The sequence below is a fragment of the Sphingomonas profundi genome (genome assembly GCF_009739515.1).
Lineage (GTDB): Bacteria > Pseudomonadota > Alphaproteobacteria > Sphingomonadales > Sphingomonadaceae > Alterirhizorhabdus > Alterirhizorhabdus profundi.
Map to the genome: position 1 here is coordinate 2,028,346 of NZ_CP046535.1, position 18,811 is coordinate 2,047,156.

Consider the following 18,811-nt stretch of genomic DNA (forward strand, 5'->3'; position numbering starts at 1 on the left):
GTCTACCCCCGTCGATGGCGAGAAAGGCCGAGGAGCTGGCGGTGCAGCCCCAGCCGGTCGCCGGATACCTGCGCGCGGGAGACCACCCCGCCCGCCACGTCGATCATCGCCGCCATCCGTAGGATTACCGGCGCGCCGGCCAACGCGCGATCGATATCCCCGAAACCGCCGGCGTAGTGCCCTCGACACAGGATGTGCACGGCCGCCCGATCGCCTGCGGTGAAGATGTGGGCGATCTCGACCGTATCGACATCGAGCAGATCGGCGAAACCCGGCCCGCCAACGAGTACGGATTCCACCGCCGGATCGCCGACTATCCCGGGCAGCCAGGCGCGGACGATCGCCTCGGTGGTCGGATCGGGCGGCAGCACCGGCTGGTCCCACGCCGCCAGGGCCGGCGGGCCGACCGGATCGGGCACACCGCTTTTCAGCTGCCGCTTGCGCGCGAAATAATCCTCCTCCGCCCATCCGTGCGCAAGACGTTCGCCTTCCATGCGGAACAGGGTGACGCCGCGCCATGCGGCGACGCGTCCGCCGTCCCGGATCGAGGCGCCATGCTCGGTAAAACGCATGGCGAGGCCCGCGTCGCCGAGGATCACGTCGTGCACGGTCACGGTCAGCCCCGGAAACTGATCGAGTTGGGCGGCGGTGGCCGGCAGATAGTCCGCATCCCGCCCGTCGAACAGATGCCCACCGATCGACAGGCGGTAGCCCGGATCCATCACCCACGCGACCGCGTCATTGTCATGCGAGGTGAGAAAATCGATCGCGAAGCCGCGCAACGCGCGTGCCGGGTGTGGCAGTGTCATGCGGAGTTCTCCGGAAAATTCCGGTCCAGTTCGCGAAGATCCTTCTTCAGGATCTTGCCCGATGCGTTTTGCGGCAGGCCCTTCACGAACCGGATCGACGTAGGGCATTTATACGCCGCGATGCGCGTGCGACTGTAGGCGATGATCGCCGTCTCTTCGGGTGCCGCGCCGGCGCGCGGAACGATATAGGCGCGCGGGGTCTCGCCCCATTTGGGATGAGGAACACCGATCACCGCCACCTGCGCCACATGGGGGTGGGCGGCGAGTATGTTCTCAAGCTCGGCCGGATAGATGTTCTCGCCGCCGGAAACGATCATGTCCTTGTAGCGATCGCATATATAGATGAAGCCGTCCTCGTCGCGTGTCGCGGCATCCCCGGTCTTCAGCCAGCCGTCCGATGTAATCGCCGCCGCGCTTTCGGCGGGTTTCCGCCAGTAACCCAGCATCACCATGTCGGAGCGGATACGGATCTCGCCAACCTCGCCCGGCTCCACCTCGCGCTCGGTGGCGGGATCGACGAGGCGCAGTTCCACCCACGGCCATGGCCGTCCGCAGGATCGCAGACGCCCCGGCCTGGGACCATCGGGATCATGGTCGCCAGGCGACAGGGTGATGACGGTGCCGGCCGTTTCCGTCGCGCCATAGGCATGGCTGAACGCGCAGCCGAACAGCGCCAGCGCGCGGCGCAGCAGCGCTTCGCCGATCGGCGCCGCCCCGTACACGATGCGGCGCAGCGTTTCCGGCCTGCCGCCGCCCCCCTCGCCATGATCGACCAGGCGCTGTACCACGGTCGGCACGAAGAAGGCATGCGTCACGCCATGCCGGTTCGCGGCCTCGACGATGCTGGCCGGATCGAGCTGATCGAGCAGCACGCTGAGGCCGCCCTGGCTCAACGCCATCATGCCGTAGCCGATCCCGCCGATGTGGAAGAGGGGCATCGCGACCAGGTTCACGCTCGCCGCATCGAACCCCCATCCCTCGCGCGCCATCCGCTCGACGAAGGAGAGGTTCGTCTGACTGATGAGGACACCCTTGGGCATGCCCGTGGTGCCCGAGGTGTAGAGCAGCAGCGTCGCCTCGTCCGGATCGACGGCGCGCGTTGGGGGTTTGGCCGGCTCGTTCGCGGATGGGGCGAGAAACGCGCAGAGTTCGGCCGATGCCGTCGATCCGGGGACCCGGCCGGCCAATGCCTCCTGCACCAGGACCAGGCGCGGATCGGCATCCGCGAGGATCTGCGCGATCTCTTCGTCGGCCAGGCGCCAATTGAGGGGAAGCATGATCGCGCCGATCCTGGCGCAGGCGAATGCGAGTTCGTAGAATATCGTTCCCGTGTGCGACAACAGAGCTACCCGGTCGCCCCGCTCGACCCCCCGACAGATCAGCAGACCGGCGAGGCGACCGCTCCGCTCGTCCATGTCGCGGAAGGTGAGCAGCGTGTCACCGTGAGCGAGACACGGAGCACCGGGCGTCGTCTCCGCAAAATGCCGCATCGCCGCGAGCAGGGTGGGCTGCGTGCCGGCCACGTCAGTAGCTCTTGGGCAGTCCCATGCCGTGCTGCGCGACATGGTTGAGCACCATCTCGCGGCTGACCGGCGCCGTCTTGTGCAGCCGCGCGATGAACCACAGGTCGGCAAGCCCGTATTCGAAGCTCAGTCCGTTGCCGCCGTGCACCTGGATCGCCTGGTCCAGCGCCTTCAGCGACGCATCGGCGGCAGTGAACTTGGCCATGTTGGCCGCCTCCGCCGCATCCTCCCCCATGTCGTAGAGCTGGGCGGCGCGGGCATTCAGCAGGCGCGCGGCCTGTACATGGATATAGGCTTCCGCCAGGGGATGGGCGACACCCTGATGCTGGGCGATCGGGGTCGACCACACGGAGCGATCGCGTGCATAGTCCGCCGCCTGCGCCAAGCCGAAGCGGGCGATGCCGTTGTTGATGGCCGCCGCCGATATCCGTTCCGGGTTCAGCCCCACGAAAACCTGCTTCAGCCCGGCCCCCCGGCGGCCGATCAGCGCCGATCCGTCGAGCGCGATATTGTCGTAGAAGGTCGTGAACTGCTTCTCCGGCGTCATCACCGCGGAATCGATCGGCCGATAACTCAGGCCCGGTGCATCGGTCCGCAGCAGGAACAGCGACAACACAGAACGCTCGTCGGTCTCCATCTCCGGATCCCGCGCGACGATCATCACCGCGTCGGACACATCGATGCCGGACGTCCAGTATTTGGACCCGTTCAGCAGGAAGCCGTCGCCGCTTTTCGTGACGTTGGTCTTCACCTTGTGCGTGTTCGATCCCGCGTCCGGTTCGGTGATCGCGAAGCATATCTTGCGCGAGCCGTTGGCGATGCCCGGCAGCCATTCGGCCTTCATCGCATCGGAGCCGTGAGCGGCGATGATCGGCGCGGTGATTGAGTTGATGACGAGTTGCAGCATCGGGCAGCCCTGCGCCGCGCATTCCTCCACCACGACATTATAGTCCGCGATCCCGCCGCCGCTGCCGCCATGCTCCTCGGGAATGTGGACGCCCAGAAAGCCCGCTTTCCCCAGTTCACCCCACAATTCCTCCGGCTCCTCGGCGCGCCGCACGCAATCCTGATAGTATTTGCGTCCGAACCGGCCGACCAGCTTGCCCACGCTTTCACGCAAGGCGCGATGGTGATCGGCCGTATCGACCAGGGGCGAAAAGAACATCGGCTGCGCGGACATCGGCAAATCCTCGTGTTGATCAGGGCCAGTCGAAGAAACCGCGTCCGGCCTTCGCGCCGACCCGGCCTTCCGCAACCATGGCGGAGAGAATGGCGGGGGGCGCGAAGCGGGGACCGTGCGCGGCCTCCAACGTGCGCGCCACATCCAGCCGGACATCCAGCCCGACGATGTCGCTCAGGCGCAGCGGGCCGACCGGATGGCGATAGGCCAGTACCGCGGCACGGTCGATATCCTCGGCGCTCGCCACCCCGTCCTCCAGCATCCGCATCGCTTCAAGCGACGCCGCGAAATCCAGGCGACTGGTGGCAAAGCCCGCCACGTCGCGAACGGTGATCGTCTCCTTGCCGATCCTGGCGCCGAATATGCGCGCGTTTTCCAGCGCATCCGAGGCGGTGGCGGCGCCCCGCACAATCTCGAGAAGCTTGATCGACCATACAGGATTGAAGAAATGCAGCCCCAGGAAATTCGCGGGATCGCGAACGCTGCCGGCCAGCCGATCGATCGACATCGCGCTGGTGTTGGTGGCCAGCAGGCGGGGCCGCCGCGCTGCCGCCAGCGTGAGCACGTCGATCTTCAGATCCAGCCTTTCGGGAACGGATTCGACGATCACCGCTAGATCCTCCGGCAGATCGTCTATCGCGCCAACGCGGCGCACACGCGCCACCACGGCATCCTGCGCCCCCGTCTCCAGCTTCCCGCGCGTGACCGCCTCGTCCAGCTTGTCCGCGATCGTGCGGATCACCGCAGCGGCGCGCCCGTCGTCCGGCTCGACCAGGGCTACCGAGTATCCCGCCAGTGCCGATACATAGGCGATCCCGACCCCCATCGTACCGCCGCCGATCACCGCCATGCCGTCCGAGCTCGTCCGTTCGCTCATCGACCACTCCAGACCGGATCGCGCTTCTCGGCGAATGCGCGTGCGCCTTCCTGCGCGTCGGCCGATGCCAGCACCGCCTCCACCATCGGGCGCTGGCGCGCCCATCTGTCGGCCACCGGCCAGTCGGGCGCCTGCGCCATGATCGCCTTGCTCGCCATCACCGAAAGCGGCGCGTTGGCGGCGATCTCTCCGGCGAGCGCCAGTGCCGCCGCAAGCGCCTCGCCCGTCGGGACGAGGCGATTCACCAGCCCGAGCCGATGGGCCGTAACGGCGTCCATCGGCCGTGCGGTCATCGCATATTCCAGCGCGATCGCCGGCGGTATCCGTTCGCGCAGGCGGACCAGCCCGCCCGACCCTGCGACCAGCCCGCGCGCGGCCTCTGGCAGGCCAAAGGATGCGCCTTCCCCCGCGACGATCAGGTCGCAAGCCAGGGCGAGCTCGCACCCGCCCGCCAAGGCATGGCCCTCCACGGCGGCGATCAGCGGCTTCTTGGTGGGCGCCTCGGTCACGCCGGCAAAGCCCCTGCCCTCCAGCTCGGGCCGTTCGCCGTCGAGAAACGCCTTCAGGTCCATGCCGGAGCAGAAGCTGCCGCCCGCACCCGTGACGATGCCCGCGCGCAGCGCCGGATCGCCATCCAGCCTGTCGAGGGCGGCAGCCATCGCCAGCGAAACCGCGCGGTTCACCGCGTTGCGGCGGGCTGGCCGGTTCAGCGTCATGACCAGCACCGCCCCGTGCCGCTCGACCAGCACCTCGCTCATCGACCGACGCCTGCGGAGCGCGACGGCGCGGACGCGCGGCCGAGGTGATAGTCGGCGAGGTCCGCCGTTTCCGTCATCCGCCACATGTCGAGAATCCGGAAGGGATTGTTCACGACGATCCGCCCCTTTGAGTTGCGCACGTAACCCTCGACGCCGGGATAGGTCCAGACCAGGCCCGCATGGGTTTCATCAACCTTGGCGTTGTACGCATCGTGCACATCGCGCCGCACGTCGACGCTCGAAATGCCCCCCGCGAACATCTGCCGCAGGAGTGACATGACGTAATGCATCTGCCGTTCGAGCACCGAGATCAGGCTGCCGCCGTGGCCATATTGCGTGTTCGGGCCGTAGAGGCAGAAGAAATTGGGATAGCCAGGAACGGTCGTACCGAGATAGGCGCGGGCATCGTCGCCGTCCCAATCCTCATGCAGCTCACGTCCGCCGACGCCAAAGACCCGCATCGGTGCAAGCATGTTCACCACATCGAATCCGGTCGCCCAGATGATGACATCGGCCGAATGCGTGACGCCATCGCTGGTGACGACGGCGTCGCGCAATACCTCTGTGACCGCCCCATTCACCAGACGGACATGCGGCCGCGCCAGCGTGCGATACCAGCCATTGTCAAGCAGCATGCGCTTGCCGAACGGCGGATAGGCGGGCAGCACGCTCGGCAGCAGATCGCGCCGCTCGCCGAGTTCCGCTTCGATATAGGCGGTCAGCCCGCGCCGGTGCGTGTCGTTGATCGCGTTGATCGAGCGCCCCTGCCCGTCCCATGCCGGATCCTGGCGCAGCGCCTCATATTGCTTGTCGTTGAATGCCCAGCTCAGCCGCAAGCGATACCACAGGCGATACAGCGGAAATTCGGCAAGGAGGTGCTGGAGCGCCTCTGGGATCGTCTGCTTGAATTTCGGGAAGGGCGCTACCCATTGCGGCGTCCGGTTGACGATCGTCAGCGAGGCGACATCGTCGGCGATCGCCGGCCCCACCTGCATTGCGCTGGCGCCATTGCCGACGAGCACGACGCGCTTTCCCGACAGATCGAGCCCCTCGTCGGGATAGCGGGCGGTATGGACGCTCGGGCCATCAAACCTGTCCATGCCGGGTATGTCCGGCAGGCGCGGCTTGTTGAACGCGCCGACACCGCTGAGGATCATGCCCGCGGTCAGCACCTCGCTAACGCCGTTCGCATCGACGATCGTGGCATGCCAGACGCCACCCGCCTCGTCCCAGCGCGCCTCCGTCACCTCGACGCCGAAGCGGATGTGGCGGTGCACGTCCCACCTGTCCGCCACATCGCGGAGATAGGCGTGGATCTCACGGCTGCCGGCGAAATAACGCGACCAAGAGAAAGGCGCGTGGGAGAAGGAATAGAGGTGGCTCGGAACGTCGCACGCGGCACCCGGATAGCGATTCTCGAACCACACGCCGCCCAGATCGCCGCGCCGCTCGACGATCCTGTACGGTATTCCCGCGGCGGCGAAGGCGATCGCGGCGCACAGGCCCGAAATGCCGGCGCCGATAATCAGCGCGTTGAACCCGGCCGGGACGGGAACCGGCCCCTCGCCTTCGCGGGATCTCGCCGGATCGGCCAGTTGCAGTTCGTGCCGGATCATCGGCGCGTAGCCGCGCGTGATAGGATCGCCGAGCGAGACACTCATCATCTCGACGAGCAGGTCGTCAGACGGTGTCGGCAGCGCGACGGGATCGCCACGGAACCAGGCGGCGATGGCCCGGCGGGCCGCCGTCCTGATTTCCGCCTGTACCGCCGGGGGCAGGCCGCCATCGTCATTGTCATCGAGCCCGCGTGTGCGTGAGGGCACGAAGCGCCCCTCGATCCATGCGCGATCGCCGGTCAGGTGAACGAGAGTGCAGGCTAGCGTCGGGATGTTCGCCTGCGCGATCGCATCCTCCAGCCAGCTCGGTTCATCCTCTTCGTTCTCCAGGGGCATCGCTCTCGTTCCCAGCGAGCCGCCCGGAGTTCGGTGACTCGTCCGGTCGCTTGCCTAACGCAGCGCCACGTCATCGTCAACGGACATGTTGACGATGACGTGGCGGGAGATATCGTCCACCGCCTCGTCTGATTTCCGCGTGAGCATCGGCAGGCTGGCGAAACCGTGGATCATCCCCTTGGCGCGGGTGACTGTCGCACGGCGACCGGCGCTCGCGATCCCGGCCGCGAGCGCCTCGCCCTCGTCGCGCAGCGGGTCGCAGGCGGCGGTGATGATGCGGGTGGGCGGCAGTCTGGCCAGATCCGCCTTCAGAAGGGACGCATCCCCCTGGGTGGAACCGAGATAGGCCGTCCAAGCCCACCGCATCCAGTCACGCGTAAGGACATGGCCAGCGCCGAATTGCCGCCACGATTCGCTCGCGCAGCGCGGATCCACGACCGGATACAGCAGGCCGAGCGCGCTGACGGGTTGCTCCGCTTGCAGCGCGACATCCACCGCCAGATAGCCCCCGGCGCTGTCGCCGCATATACTTACGCGCTCGCCGTCGTCGGACGTCGCAAACGCCCAGGCGAGGGCCGCAAGGCAATCCCGCCGCGCGCCGGGAAACGGTTGCTCGGGCGCCAGGCCATAGTCGACCGCCACGATCCGCGATCCCGTAGCGACGGCGAGCGATCGGCACAGCGCATCGTGGGTATCCAGCGAGCCGATCACGAAGCCGCCACCATGGATGAACATCACGGTGTGCCGCGGCCGCGGCGATGCGCCATAGACCCGCAGGAAGAGCGTTTTCCCATCTCTCTCCACAGCCACGGTGTCGACCGAATGCACCGCCGGTCCGCGAACCGCTGACAGTGCCGCGTCAAGCGTCTGGCGATATCTGACGAGATCCGTCTTGGCGGCCGGGGGGCGCAGCGCCGTACGCGTATCGTCCAAAATGACAGCAAACGCCGGGTCGGGCTTCTCGACTGAGACCATCCGGGAATATCATCCGGCCGCCGCCGCCGTGTCAACGTTTTCGTTGACACACGCCGGTGCGAAGGCCGGTGCGGCGAAGCGATCCGTCATCCGCCATGAAGGTCCCCCGGTTTCTCATCCAGGTCCAGGGTAAGTATCCGGCGTTCGTTCGGCCGCGATCTTGGCTGCGGCAGCAGCATATTCGACCGGCGTCAGCCAACCTACACCGCTTTTCCAACGACGCTGCGCATCGCTGGAACCTTGAGCGGTTCCGCCAAGCGATGTGTGACGACTCTCGTTATAGTCCCGTCGCCACTCCTCGATCTTGGCTCGCGCGCCCTCCAGCTGTGAATCAGCGTGCAATGTTGACCCCGTTCGGGGCTGATCGGCGTGCAAAATTGACCCCCCTGAACTGAGCGGTTCACGCCCGGCGCTTTGCGCAGGAGCGGTCGGGGAGAATGCTGGTCGTGGAGACGGTGGCGCGCATCCGGCGCGAGTTCTACGTCAAGGGTAAGAGCATCAAGGAGATCGTGCGCGACCTGCGGGTGTCGCGGAACACGGTGCGCAAGGTGCTGCGGTCCGGCGAGACGGACTTCTCCTACGAGCGGACGGTGCAGCCGCTGCCGAAGCTCGGGCCATGGTCGGCGGATCTCGAGCGGCTGCTGGAGGCCAACGAGCGCAAGCAGCGGCGCGAGCGCCTGACGCTGGTCCGGGTGTACGAGGAGCTGCAGGGGCTGGGCTACCGCGGCGGCTACGATGCCGTGCGTCGCTATGCCACGGCATGGCAGCGTGAGCGGTCGGCGGTCACGGCCGCGGCCTACGTGCCGCTGAGCTTCGCGCCCGGCGAGGCCTACCAGTTCGACTGGAGCCACGAGGTCGTCGTCATCGCCGGCGCGACGACGACGGTGAAGGTTGCGCACATGCGGCTCTGCCACAGCCGGATGTTCTTCGTGCGAGCTTATCCGCGCGAGAGCCAGGAGATGGTGTTCGACGCCCACGACCGGGCGTTCGCCTTCTTCGGCGGCGCCTGTCAGCGCGGCATCTACGACAACATGAAGACCGCGGTGGACGCCATCTTCGTCGGTCGTGAGCGGCGCTACAACCGCCGCTTCCAGCAGATGTGCGGCCACTACCTCGTCGAGCCGGTGGCGTGCACGCCGGCATCGGGCTGGGAGAAGGGCCAGGTCGAGAACCAGGTCGGGCTCGTGCGCGAGCGCTTCTTCACGCCGCGGCTGCGCTTCAGGAGCTACGACGAGCTCAACGCCTGGCTGCTCGACCGCTGCACCGCCCATGCCCAGCGTGCCGCGCATCCCGAGCTCAGGGACTACACAGTCTGGCAGGTGTTCGAGGCGGCCGACCAGCCTGCGCTCATCGCCTACCGTGGTCCCTTCGACGGCTTCCACGCCTTGCCGGCGGCGGTGTCGAAGACGCTGCTGGTCCGCTTCGACTACAACAAATACTCGGTGCACGCGAAGGCGGCGGGCGCCCGGTCGAGGTGCACGCCTATGCCGAGCGCATCGTCATCCGGCAGGACGGCGAAGTCGTCGGCGAGCATGCCCGGCGCTTCGGCGCGACCAAACGGTCTACGACCCTTGGCACTATGTGCCGGTCCTCGAGCGCAAGCCGGGTGCGCTGAGGAACGGTGCGCCCTTCAGGACTGGCCGCTGCCGGTGGCGCTGGAACGCGTCAGGCGGAGGCTGGCGGGCCATGCCGACGGCGACCGCCAGATGGTGGGCATCCTGGCGGCGGTGACGACGGACGGACTGGACGCCGTCGAGGCGGCCTGTGCCGAGGCGCTGGCCGGCGGCACCGTCAGCCGTGACGTCGTGCTCAACGTGCTCACCCGCCAGCGCCAGACCGCCGCGCCCGCCAGCATCGCCACGCCCGAGGCTCTGCGGCTCGCCCGCGAGCCCGTCGCCGACTGCGCCCGCTACGACAGCCTGAGGAGGCCTTATGGAACGTCACGCCATCCTGGAGATGATGGGAACGCTGAAGCTCGTCGGCATGCGCCATGCCTATGACGAGGTCGTCGCCGATGCCGTGAAGCGGCAGCACTCCGCTCAGCGCGTCGTCGGCGACCTGCTCAAGGCCGAGATAGACGAGAAGCAGGCCCGCTCCATCCGCTACCAGATGACGACCGCCAAGCTGCCGCTCGCCAAGGAGCTCGCCGACTTCGACTTCGCCGGCACCGGCATCAACGAAGGCCTGGTCCGCGATCTCGGCACGGGTGCCTTCCTCGAAGCGCAGCGCAACGTCGTGCTGGTCGGCGGCACCGGGACGGGCAAGACGCATCTCGCCATCGCCATGGGCCGTGCCTGCGTGCGGGGCGGAGCGAGGGTCCGCTTCTACAACACCGTCGACCTCGTGAACCAGCTCGAGGCCGAGGCCCGTGCCAGGCGCCCGGGCGCATCGCCGACCACCTGTCGCGGCTCGACCTCGTCATCCTCGACGAGCTTGGCTACCTGCCCTTCGCGCTCTCGGGCGGCCAGTTGCTCTTCCACCTCGTCAGCAAGCTCTACGAGCAGACCTCGGTGGTGGTGACGACCAACCTTGCCTTCGGCGAGTGGCCCACGGTCTTCGGCGACGCCAAGATGACGACCGCGCTCCTCGACCGGCTCACCCACCACTGCGACATCGTCGAGACCGGCAACGAGAGCTGGCGCTTCAAGAACCGCGAAGCCGCCTGAAACCCTTCCCCCGGACCCCCATCCCCCGGGTTGACCCGGTGGGTCCACAGGCACCTCCCACGGCCGTCACCGCCTGCGCTCGTGGCGGCGCGCGGCGCCGGCCGCGGGGCCCTCCTGTGGACTACCGGGACAACCCGGCTGCCATCAGAAAAGGGGGTCAAACTTGCACGCCGATACGGGGTCAACTTCCCGAGCCGATTGACACCTATATCGCCGACGTCATCGTCAGGGTTGCCGACGACTGGCTCGCCAGCCGATGGGACGAGCTCATGCCGTGGAACTGGGCTCGCGAACCTGCCAGACTGGCGGCATGAGCGTCGAGACCGTTGCCCGCCTGCACATCGTCCTCGACGACATTGACCCCGCTATCTGGCGCCGGGTCGACGTGCCGGTCACCGCCAGCCTCAAGATGCTCCACGACGTCGTTCAGGCCGCAATGGGTTGGGAGAACTGTCATTTCTGGTACTTCGAGGCCGGCGACCAACGCTCCGGCGTGCCGGACCCGATGTGGCCCGACAGCGGCATGGCCGCCGCAAAGAACGTGAAGCTCGCCGCCCTCGTCGGCCGGGGCGTGCGAGAACTCGCCTACACCTGCGACATGGGCGACGACTGGCGGCACACCATCACCATCGAAACGGTTGGTCCCGGCGCGCCGGACGTCAAATACCCACGCTTCGTCGCCGGCGACCGGCGCTGCCCGCCCGAGGACGTCGGTGGCTTGCCCAGATACGAGATGTTCCTGGAGGCCATGGGCGACCCCACCCATGAGGAACACGACCGACTGCGCGACTGGCATGGCGGCCCTTATAACCCCGACGACATCGACGAACGCTTCACCAGGCGCGCCGTCGCCGCCATCGCCATCCGCCGTCATGCCGGCAAGGTCGCTTACCAGAAGAGCCGGTCAGAACAGCAAGACGGCCCACTGGCCACGCTTACCGTACGACCCTCACCGAAGGCTTCAAGTCACACCTGCCTTCAGCACGAAAGATCGCCCCTCCCAGCCCAAAGCACCCCACGTAGGACCCACGCGCGTTCCCACACGAACGCCCGTTCGCCTTGATCCCCGCCGCTAACCTACTGAGAACGCCTCTAGGGCGCTGGTGCCGCTTACAGGACTCGAACCTGTGACCCCCGCATTACGAACGAAGCCGGTAGTCCGGATTACAGCCACTTTCAGGCACCGAGACAGGTGACCTGATCCGGCCAATCCCGCAGAAAACCGTGCCTCGTCAGAGCTGACACCGGAACCTCACCGGAGCGGCGAAAACCACCGACATCGCACCAACAGGTGCATCGCCAACACGCAAGCGCGCGGTCGGACATCGTAGTTCGGCCGGCGCTTTCGTGCGCCCAATCGACTTCCGACCCGGAGGCCGACACGATGTCGTCTACTCTGTCGATCGGCGCTGCGATCCCCGCGCGCCAAACCCGCAATCTGATCAAGGCCACGAGCGCGCGTCTCACCGGCAAGCCGCGAGGACGCGACCGCAAGGTTCGACGACACAGCTTCGATGTCGACGACCCGCGTGCGCAGGTCTTCCGGCCGATCGGCGACGGCTCGAAGGCAGGAGCGATGCGCTGGATCGATGCGCTGATCCGGACGGCGAAGGAATTCGACGTGGTCCATCGCAAGCCCGGCACGCGCGGGCCGCTGACGCCCTATGGGATCCGCGTCCTGGAGGAGCTGCTGCGCCTGCCGGATTTTCGCACAGGTCGCCTCGACCCCGCGATCGCGCACCTGCAGAAAGTCACGCGGTTCGCTCGCGCGACGATCGTCCGCGCGCTTGCGCGCCTGAAGGCGCACGGCTTCCTCGATTGGGTGCGCCGCTCGCGCACGACAGGAAACGACCGCGAGGCCGGCCCACAGCGCGCGCAGACGTCCAACGCCTACTTCTTCGACATCGGCCGCATGGCGCTCAACGTGCGGCGGCGCTTCCTCGACCTGCTGAGGCGGCGCGAGGCCGCTGTGCAGGCTCGCGCCACGCCACAAGCCCCGCCCCCGTCGCCGATCGAGGCCGGACCGCGCGACCCAGCCCTGGCGGCCGCTCTCGCTCGCCTGGGCGCAGCTGTGGAGCGCGCGAGTTCATGATCGCGTCGCTATCCCTGGCGAGGAGATAGATCAGAAGGAATGGCCTCGCTTAGGCGAGGCCATGCGCCAGATTGTTTCTCCCCCAAGGCCGAAACGGCCCACCATACGAGCCCGACCGCGCAGACGCCGCTGTCGGCGCGTGGCGGCTTGCGCCGCCCCGGGGCTTTGCGAGGGGGAGGAGCACGAACCGTGCCACCCTGCCCTCGCCGAAGCGCCCGCGGCGGTCGGTCAGATCCCGTCCAGCTCGTCAGCCCACGCCTGGAACAGGCGCCGGCGTCGAGGCATGTGCAGGGCGCGGTTGTAGGCGCCCTCCACCTTCCGATTGATCCCCTCCTCCTTCTCGTCCCGGCCACCGCCGACGTGGCCCAGCGCGCGATCGATCGCGCCGCGCTCCTCCGGGAAGCTCTCGTTCAGGATCGTCGAGAAGGTGGCACGCCAGCCGTGCGGCACATGACGCCCGGCGAACCCGGCGCGCGCGTAGAGCGCGCCGATCGCCGCCTCACCGATCGGCACACCAGCGCCGCGGGCGAAGATCAGCGCATCCGCAGAAGGGGTATCATACCCATTCTTCGCTGCCCCGCGCAGCAGCTGTACCGCCTGCGCGCTGAGCGGCACCAGGTGATCGTTGCCCGCGTCCTTCTTCTTCGCCGCGGCGAGTTTCATCCGCGCCGCCGGCACGCGCCAGGTCGGCGCGTCGCCATCTAGATCCTCGATCTCGTTCCACCGCGCACCACGCACCGCAGCCATCCGGACGGCGGTCAGCGCCAGGAAGCGCGAGGCGAGCGCCACCGCCGGCGCAGCCCGTAGATGCTCGACGGCCGCGAGCAGCGCCCGCGCCTCGCCGATATCGACCAAGGCCGGCTGGCGGCGGGCCGGTGCCGGCGGCATCAGCGCACGGCCGATCAGCCCGGCCGGGTCGCTGTCGACGATCCCTTCGGCGATCGCGTGCTGGAAGACGGCCGAGATCCGCTGCCGCACGCGCCGCGCCGTTTCCAGCCGGCCGCGCCGCTCGACCAGGCGCAGCGCGTTCAGCACCACGGGCGGGGTGATTGCGCCGATCGGCATCGCGCCGATCGCGGGAAAGACGACGCGCTCGAGACTGGCGAGGACATCGCGGGCGTGAACCTCGCTCCAGCGTGGCAGCATGTGGGCGTGCCAGCGTCGGGCGATCGTCTCGAAATTAGCGGATTGCGCTATTTCGCAATTCCGGGCTGCGGCCCGCGGATCCTCGCCGCGGGCGAGCTGCTCGCGCGCAGCCTCGCACCGCGTCCGCGCCGCATCCAGCGAGATCTCCGGCCAGGTGCCGAACGTCAGCAGCTGCTCGCGTCCTTCCCAGCGGAAGCGCATGCGGAACGAGCGGCGACCGTTGGGCGCGACGTAGAGGTGCAGCCCGCCGGCGTCGGAGAGCTTGTAAGCGGCCGCGCGCGGCCGCGCGGCTTTCACCGCAGCGTTCGTGAGCATATTGTCCTCAGGTGACGAGCAGAGAATATCCAAGCTGGATCTGCGGCGATTGCGGATCGAAAATCGGACCCAGGATCCCGCGCTCCGCCACTTGGCATGAAGGCGACCTATGTGGCTGGTGCGGGCGCGACGTTGTGACGACCGAGCCGCGTGACTTCGGCTATCCGCCGGCGCCTGCCCCGACCGCGATCACCCGCTGACGATCAGCTCCGTCACGCGCTTGCCGCCGCCGGCCGCGGCGGTGGCGATCGTCCAGGTCGTCTCGACTTCTTCGATCCGGAAGCGGTTGAAGACCGTCCGCGCGCCCGGTGTGTCGTTGATCGAGAGGATGAAGCGGCCAGCGATCGAGCCGAGCTGCTCTGCCAGACGCTCGAAGTCAGCTTGGTCGAACCCATCGCCATAGTCGGTCTCGCAACCCCAATATGGGGGATCGAGGTAAAACAACGTCTCCGGACCATCGTAGCGGCGGATCAGATCGGCATAGGGCAGCTGCTCGATAACGACGCCGGCGAGGCGCTCATGCAGATCCGCCAGCATCGGTTCGAGCTTGGAGACGTCGAAGCGGCCGGCAGTTCGCCGGTCGACGCCGAAGTTTTGTCCCCTGACCTTCCCGCCGAACGCGAGGCGCTGGAGATAGAGGAAGCGCGCTGCGCGCTGAAGATCGGTCAGCCGATCGGCCGGCAGCGCGCGCAAGCGATCGAACTCGGCGCGGCTGGTGAGCCGCCAGCGCAGCATGTCAATGAAATAGGGATAGTGCTCCTGAAGTATGCGGAACAGCGTCGCGACATCGCCGGACAGGTCGTTGATCACCTCGGCCCGTGGGCGGGCGGTCCGGCGCAGGAACACGCCGCCCATTCCGACGAACGGCTCGACGTAGGTGGTGTGCGGGATTTTCGAGATCCGCTCGACGAGACGGCGTGCGAGATTGCGCTTCCCGCCCAGGTACGGGGCGGGCGGGGAAACAGCGAGGGTCGGTTGCATTTACGCTCAGCTCTCTGGTGATGAGCACGTCGGCTACGCGCGCTGAGTGGCCACCGATCGACACGATCGGCGGGCCCGCGGTACTCGCCGCGGGATCGGTGAGGCGGCGATTGCCGCGATGATGGTGAAGGATCACTGCGCGACCAGCCGACCCGAACCGGGTGGTTAGCCGCGCAGGACCACTGGAGGCTGCGCCCCGAGTATTTCCCCGAAGGGTCTTCTATTCCACGGGCCACCCGGCGAACCGGAGCCAGTGGTCAAACCGCGCGCGCGGGCCACTTCGTACGGCTACGTCCGAGGAGGCGCCGCTGCTATGGCACAGCGACAAGGGAGTGGTCTACCGGCCACTCGCGCGAGGTGCGGTGGGGACTCCCTGCCTCGCCCACGGCATCCTGCCGCTAGAGCCACCACAATACCCCGCCGGTAGATGCCCACTAGCGGACGTTCGTTTGCGCAGTTTACAATCCGCGGATGTCATCCAAGCTAGTTCAGTACCGAGGACACTTGACGCCGACCCAAGCAGCGGAAGGTATTGCTCACGCGCGGACCAATGCCTCACGGCTGATCGCGGACGCGGAGCTACTGCTTCAAGGCGACCGTCACGCCTCCGCCAGCGCTCTCGCGATCTTAGCGATCGAGGAGCTTGGCAAAGTTCAGATCATCAAGAGCATCGTGCTTCAAAGCGACAAGGCGGGCCTGAAGCAGGCCTGGAAGGATTACCGTAATCATAGAGCGAAGAACGTGCAGTGGATCATCCCGAAGCTTGCCGCTGAAGGAGCAAGAACAATGGTGCAGATGCGGGCGGCGGCTGATCCAGATGGGGAACACACCGAGATTCTCGACGCCGTGAAGCAACTCGCCTTTTATACGGATTGCTTCAATGCTTCACCGCGGTGGAGCGAGCCAACTGACGCTGTGGACCCCAATTTCGCGGGTGCCATTCTCTCGACCGCACGCATGCTCAATCGAGAATGTGAGACAACGGTGCGAGAGCTGGAGCTTTGGACGAAAATTGTCGGGCCGCACTATGCTAAGCCAACCATGGTGGACGCCTTACTGCGGTTTCAAAAGCAGGTGTACGAGGAAGGCCTCAGCACGACCACGCCGGAAGCAATGCAGGCTTTCGTGAACGGGGGCCCAGTCGACGAACGCGAGTAGAAAACGACAGGTTTCCACCGATGCTGGTCATTCGCGCCGGAGGACCCCTCCATCGCTGCCAGGCTACAGGGCAGGAAATCTGCGGTTTTCTGAAGGCGCATCGGTCCGCGATACCCCAGTCGATACCCGCATCAGGTGGGCCAGCTGTCCACCGCCAAGCGCCGCTTGTCGTCGCATGCCTTCAGATCGATGCGGCCATCACGGATCGTCGCCTCGGTATCAGCGCTCGCCGCCGATCCGTCCGGTTGGCGGTGCGCCGGCGTCGGCGTGCAGGGCTCGCGCAGCGCCGGCGGGATCGGGCGGGGTGAAGAGATCCCGGTCGAGCTCGTCGAGCCCATGCACGCGCTCAGCAGCAAGGCAGGGAGTGCGGCCAGCAGGTGTCTGCGCATAGGTGGTCACCGTGTCCTTCGAGCGGAGAATGATGGGCTGCAGCGCGGCGGTGCGCGCGGCATAGATGCTGGCGGCCGCCTCGCCGCGGCGCGCGTCGGCGGCGGCGCGCTCGGCCGAGACGCGCCGCGCATCAGCGATCGCCGCTCGACCCTCCGCCTTCACGCGATCGAGCGTGCCGCGGGTCAGCAGCAACGCCACGCCGAGCACCGCGATCGCGACATAGGGCCACGCCTTGCCCGCGATCCGGAGCGCGGTGCGCACCCAGCCGCCGCCCGGCACAAGACCGGCGGCGAGGTCGACCAACTCGCCGCCGTCAGATACCACGCTCACAGCCGCGCCGCCTGGACGTGCATCCAGTCATAGTCCCGTGCCCGGCCGAGGCTGATCCAGCCCTCCGCCTCCCACGCGTCGAGGAAGGCCCTGCACTCCGGCCGGGCGAACGAGGCCGTGCGATGATCGGCGCGCAGCGGGTTGCGGCCGGCGTTCCAGTCGATTGCGCAGGCATAGGCGTGCATCGACTTCGTCGTGCCGCCGCGCTTGTCGCGATCGTTGAAGCAGCCGGCGAACGCGTCGAAGCCGAGCCGGTGAATGTCGGCCGGGCTGTACGCGGCGGCGATCCGCTCCATGGCGCGCAGCGCGCTGTCGGCGCACTTGCCGTGGATCAGGATCGAGGAGACCTTCTGGTCGCCGAACCAGAGCTGATACGGCGGCCTGATCCGCACGTGCCCGGAGCCGGGCGAGCCGTAGAAGGCAAGCGCGTCCTTCTCGCGCGGGAATACCGTCGACATGGTGTTTCCTTTCGGGACGTGTCTTTTGCGCGGTGGCTGGATCGACCGGGTGCTCGATCTGTTGAGACCCGTCGGCGGAGACTCGCCGCGCGTTGTAAGGAGTTGATCGATGGCGAAACTGGATCCGACCCGAGCGGCCGAACTGGAGTTCGCCTTCCTGCTCGCGATCGTTGCCGCCGCCGCCGGCCTCTATTGGTTCAGCTGAGCTCTCAGATGTCGCACAGCTTTAGGTGCATCGGCGCTGGCCGACGTCACTCCCGCGCGCCGTGATGCTTGCGCAATCCAACCGCGGCGATGCCATCGATTAGCTCCACCAGGCCGAGCATGCCGGCGTCGAAAGAGTTGATCGGCACGTCAGACGCATGACACATCCGCTTAGTGCGCCACGTCGACCTTCTCGAGCAGCGCCGCCAATTCGCCCGGCACGGGTTCGCCAAGGCTGACGTTAAAGGCCTCATGGAGAACGACCGATATCGCTTCGACCCGGCAGTGACACGCGCGCGTAAGTGCGTGCGCGGCGGCGGTCAGTTCGTCGACTGCCTGGCTGAGGGCGCACATCAGTCTTAGCTCCTGGGCAGGGTCTGGACGGTGGTGGTCAACGCCGCAAGGCTCGCGGCCAGAGTCTTGTCGGCGTCGATGCGTCTATCGGCCTGAGCCTCGCGACGGTCTTCCTCGGCCTTCCGCTCTGCGCTGAGCCGCATCCGGTCCCAGATCAGGAAGCCGATGAACAGGCCCGGCGCGCCGAACAGCTGGCCGAGCTGGATGATGCTCGCTTCGGTCATCTGCACTGCCTTCCGTTTACAATGTCGTGCTAGGGATTGCGTTGGGTTGGCGAGTCCATCCTGCGCCCTCGCACTTGGCGTCGCAGGATGATCGTCTCGCATTTCAAGGGGTTGAGTATGAGGGAAAAGTACGCCGCGCAGTCTGACGAGAGCGCGCGCGATTTGCCGCTCGCTTCGGCCCCTCGCCGCAGCATGGGCACGCTGATCCTAGAACAAGTCGTAGATGTCTGGCGGTGCTTTTGCCGTTTGGGGGATATCGCTTCTGGGGCGACCGGCCGTTGTGAGGATTGCGATGCCAGCGGTGCCGAACTTATCCCCAAGGTCGGCCTCTTTTGTGAGAAATGCCGCAGGGGCTTAGAACTCTGATGCGTCAGTCTAGGATCGACGGGGATAGTCGCCCAGTTCAGCATAAGGGCTTA

General features: G+C 67.0%; 18 protein-coding genes and 2 pseudogenes. 7 read left to right on the forward strand and 13 right to left on the reverse strand.

Features of this window, described 5'->3' with window-relative positions:
- Positions 1 to 2: 2 nt before the first annotated feature.
- The 6 genes from GNT64_RS09540 to GNT64_RS09565 are packed head-to-tail and all read right to left on the reverse strand — an operon-like array spanning position 3 to position 6,637.
- Complete coding sequence (locus GNT64_RS09540) at positions 3 to 917, reverse strand: nuclear transport factor 2 family protein (RefSeq protein WP_156679323.1); 915 nt, start codon at positions 915 to 917, stop codon at positions 3 to 5.
- The gene (locus GNT64_RS09545) at positions 806 to 2,332 is read right to left on the reverse strand and encodes a class I adenylate-forming enzyme family protein (RefSeq protein WP_197277347.1); all 1,527 of its coding nucleotides are present in this window, start codon (positions 2,330 to 2,332) and stop codon (positions 806 to 808) included. The genes GNT64_RS09540 and GNT64_RS09545 overlap by 112 nt, the downstream gene beginning before the upstream one ends.
- A gap of 1 nt (position 2,333) precedes the next feature.
- On the reverse strand, positions 2,334 to 3,497 hold the full coding sequence (locus tag GNT64_RS09550) for an acyl-CoA dehydrogenase family protein (RefSeq protein WP_156679325.1): 1,164 nt from the start codon (positions 3,495 to 3,497) through the stop codon (positions 2,334 to 2,336).
- A 34-nt stretch (positions 3,498 to 3,531) separates the two neighbouring features.
- Positions 3,532 to 4,389: a 3-hydroxyacyl-CoA dehydrogenase family protein gene (locus GNT64_RS09555; RefSeq protein WP_197277348.1), complete on the reverse strand. Its 858-nt coding sequence runs from the start codon at positions 4,387 to 4,389 to the stop codon at positions 3,532 to 3,534.
- On the reverse strand, positions 4,386 to 5,147 hold the full coding sequence (locus GNT64_RS09560; RefSeq protein WP_156679326.1) for a crotonase/enoyl-CoA hydratase family protein: 762 nt from the start codon (positions 5,145 to 5,147) through the stop codon (positions 4,386 to 4,388). The genes GNT64_RS09555 and GNT64_RS09560 overlap by 4 nt, the downstream gene beginning before the upstream one ends.
- The gene (locus tag GNT64_RS09565) at positions 5,144 to 6,637 is read right to left on the reverse strand and encodes a flavin-containing monooxygenase (RefSeq protein ID WP_231639508.1); all 1,494 of its coding nucleotides are present in this window, start codon (positions 6,635 to 6,637) and stop codon (positions 5,144 to 5,146) included. Before GNT64_RS09565 ends, GNT64_RS09560 begins: the two co-directional genes overlap by 4 nt.
- Between GNT64_RS09565 and GNT64_RS21845 the strand changes: the two genes are divergently transcribed.
- A complete protein-coding gene (locus GNT64_RS21845) occupies positions 6,524 to 6,964 on the forward strand; it encodes a hypothetical protein (protein ID WP_231639627.1) in 441 nt (146 codons plus the stop codon). The genes GNT64_RS09565 and GNT64_RS21845 overlap by 114 nt on opposite strands.
- Before the next feature lie 189 nt (positions 6,965 to 7,153).
- On the opposite strand, the gene GNT64_RS09570 is transcribed toward GNT64_RS21845, so the two are convergent.
- The gene (locus GNT64_RS09570) at positions 7,154 to 8,074 is read right to left on the reverse strand and encodes an alpha/beta hydrolase (protein ID WP_156679328.1); all 921 of its coding nucleotides are present in this window, start codon (positions 8,072 to 8,074) and stop codon (positions 7,154 to 7,156) included.
- A gap of 437 nt (positions 8,075 to 8,511) precedes the next feature.
- On the opposite strand from GNT64_RS09570, the pseudogene istA reads away from it, so the two are divergent.
- From istA to GNT64_RS09595, 4 genes and pseudogenes are all read left to right on the forward strand, one after another.
- A pseudogene (gene istA, locus GNT64_RS09580) lies at positions 8,512 to 10,074 on the forward strand (IS21 family transposase).
- Positions 10,007 to 10,740: pseudogene (gene istB / locus GNT64_RS09585) on the forward strand (IS21-like element helper ATPase IstB). Before istA ends, istB begins: the two co-directional pseudogenes overlap by 68 nt.
- Positions 10,741 to 11,050: 310 nt before the next feature.
- Positions 11,051 to 11,803 (forward strand): plasmid pRiA4b ORF-3 family protein, encoded by a 753-nt coding sequence (locus tag GNT64_RS09590; RefSeq protein ID WP_156679329.1) that lies wholly within the window; start codon positions 11,051 to 11,053, stop codon positions 11,801 to 11,803.
- A 321-nt stretch (positions 11,804 to 12,124) separates the two neighbouring features.
- A complete protein-coding gene (locus GNT64_RS09595) occupies positions 12,125 to 12,832 on the forward strand; it encodes a hypothetical protein (protein ID WP_231639418.1) in 708 nt (235 codons plus the stop codon).
- A 228-nt stretch (positions 12,833 to 13,060) separates the two neighbouring features.
- Here GNT64_RS09595 and GNT64_RS09600 read toward each other — a convergent pair whose 3' ends face one another.
- The gene (locus tag GNT64_RS09600; RefSeq protein WP_156679330.1) at positions 13,061 to 14,293 is read right to left on the reverse strand and encodes a tyrosine-type recombinase/integrase; all 1,233 of its coding nucleotides are present in this window, start codon (positions 14,291 to 14,293) and stop codon (positions 13,061 to 13,063) included.
- Between the two features lie 189 nt (positions 14,294 to 14,482).
- Positions 14,483 to 15,274 carry a DNA adenine methylase gene (locus tag GNT64_RS09605; protein WP_156679331.1) on the reverse strand — a complete coding sequence of 264 codons (792 nt, stop codon included), beginning with the start codon at positions 15,272 to 15,274 and terminating at the stop codon, positions 14,483 to 14,485.
- 504 nt (positions 15,275 to 15,778) lie between these two features.
- Between GNT64_RS09605 and GNT64_RS09610 the strand changes: the two genes are divergently transcribed.
- Positions 15,779 to 16,432 (forward strand): AbiV family abortive infection protein, encoded by a 654-nt coding sequence (locus GNT64_RS09610; RefSeq protein ID WP_231639420.1) that lies wholly within the window; start codon positions 15,779 to 15,781, stop codon positions 16,430 to 16,432.
- Positions 16,433 to 16,651: 219 nt separating this feature from the next.
- Here the strand turns inward: GNT64_RS09610 and GNT64_RS09615 are convergent, their stop codons facing one another.
- The 4 genes from GNT64_RS09615 to GNT64_RS09630 form a co-directional block, all read right to left on the reverse strand.
- A complete protein-coding gene (locus tag GNT64_RS09615; RefSeq protein ID WP_156679333.1) occupies positions 16,652 to 17,125 on the reverse strand; it encodes a hypothetical protein in 474 nt (157 codons plus the stop codon).
- Positions 17,126 to 17,148: 23 nt separating this feature from the next.
- Positions 17,149 to 17,610 carry a M15 family metallopeptidase gene (locus GNT64_RS09620; RefSeq protein WP_156679334.1) on the reverse strand — a complete coding sequence of 154 codons (462 nt, stop codon included), beginning with the start codon at positions 17,608 to 17,610 and terminating at the stop codon, positions 17,149 to 17,151.
- 375 nt (positions 17,611 to 17,985) lie between these two features.
- Positions 17,986 to 18,168, reverse strand: a complete 183-nt coding sequence (locus tag GNT64_RS09625; protein ID WP_156679335.1) for a hypothetical protein — start codon at positions 18,166 to 18,168, stop codon at positions 17,986 to 17,988.
- Between the two features lie 5 nt (positions 18,169 to 18,173).
- Positions 18,174 to 18,392, reverse strand: coding sequence for a hypothetical protein (locus GNT64_RS09630; RefSeq protein WP_156679336.1), 219 nt, complete (start codon positions 18,390 to 18,392; stop codon positions 18,174 to 18,176).
- Between the two features lie 87 nt (positions 18,393 to 18,479).
- Between GNT64_RS09630 and GNT64_RS09635 the strand changes: the two genes are divergently transcribed.
- Positions 18,480 to 18,758 carry a hypothetical protein gene (locus tag GNT64_RS09635; RefSeq protein ID WP_156679337.1) on the forward strand — a complete coding sequence of 93 codons (279 nt, stop codon included), beginning with the start codon at positions 18,480 to 18,482 and terminating at the stop codon, positions 18,756 to 18,758.
- Positions 18,759 to 18,811: the final 53 nt, after the last annotated feature.

Bases quoted from the DNA above. Each gene is read 5' to 3' on its own strand.
- GNT64_RS09540 (WP_156679323.1), bottom strand. From the start codon at position 917: ATGCCCTACGTCGATCCGGTTCGTGAAGGGCCTGCCGCAAAACGCATC.
- GNT64_RS09550 (WP_156679325.1), bottom strand. From the start codon at position 3,497: ATGTTCTTTTCGCCCCTGGTCGATACGGCCGATCACCATCGCGCCTTG.
- GNT64_RS09555 (WP_197277348.1), bottom strand. From the start codon at position 4,389: ATGAGCGAACGGACGAGCTCGGACGGCATGGCGGTGATCGGCGGCGGT.
- GNT64_RS09560 (WP_156679326.1), bottom strand. From the start codon at position 5,147: ATGAGCGAGGTGCTGGTCGAGCGGCACGGGGCGGTGCTGGTCATGACG.
- GNT64_RS09570 (WP_156679328.1), bottom strand. From the start codon at position 8,074: ATGGTCTCAGTCGAGAAGCCCGACCCGGCGTTTGCTGTCATTTTGGAC.
- GNT64_RS09590 (WP_156679329.1), top strand. From the start codon at position 11,051: ATGAGCGTCGAGACCGTTGCCCGCCTGCACATCGTCCTCGACGACATT.
- GNT64_RS09595 (WP_231639418.1), top strand. From the start codon at position 12,125: ATGTCGTCTACTCTGTCGATCGGCGCTGCGATCCCCGCGCGCCAAACC.
- GNT64_RS09600 (WP_156679330.1), bottom strand. From the start codon at position 14,293: ATGCTCACGAACGCTGCGGTGAAAGCCGCGCGGCCGCGCGCGGCCGCT.
- GNT64_RS09605 (WP_156679331.1), bottom strand. From the start codon at position 15,274: ATGCAACCGACCCTCGCTGTTTCCCCGCCCGCCCCGTACCTGGGCGGG.
- GNT64_RS09620 (WP_156679334.1), bottom strand. From the start codon at position 17,610: ATGTCGACGGTATTCCCGCGCGAGAAGGACGCGCTTGCCTTCTACGGC.
- GNT64_RS09625 (WP_156679335.1), bottom strand. From the start codon at position 18,168: ATGTGCGCCCTCAGCCAGGCAGTCGACGAACTGACCGCCGCCGCGCAC.
- GNT64_RS09630 (WP_156679336.1), bottom strand. From the start codon at position 18,392: ATGACCGAAGCGAGCATCATCCAGCTCGGCCAGCTGTTCGGCGCGCCG.
- GNT64_RS09635 (WP_156679337.1), top strand. From the start codon at position 18,480: ATGATCGTCTCGCATTTCAAGGGGTTGAGTATGAGGGAAAAGTACGCC.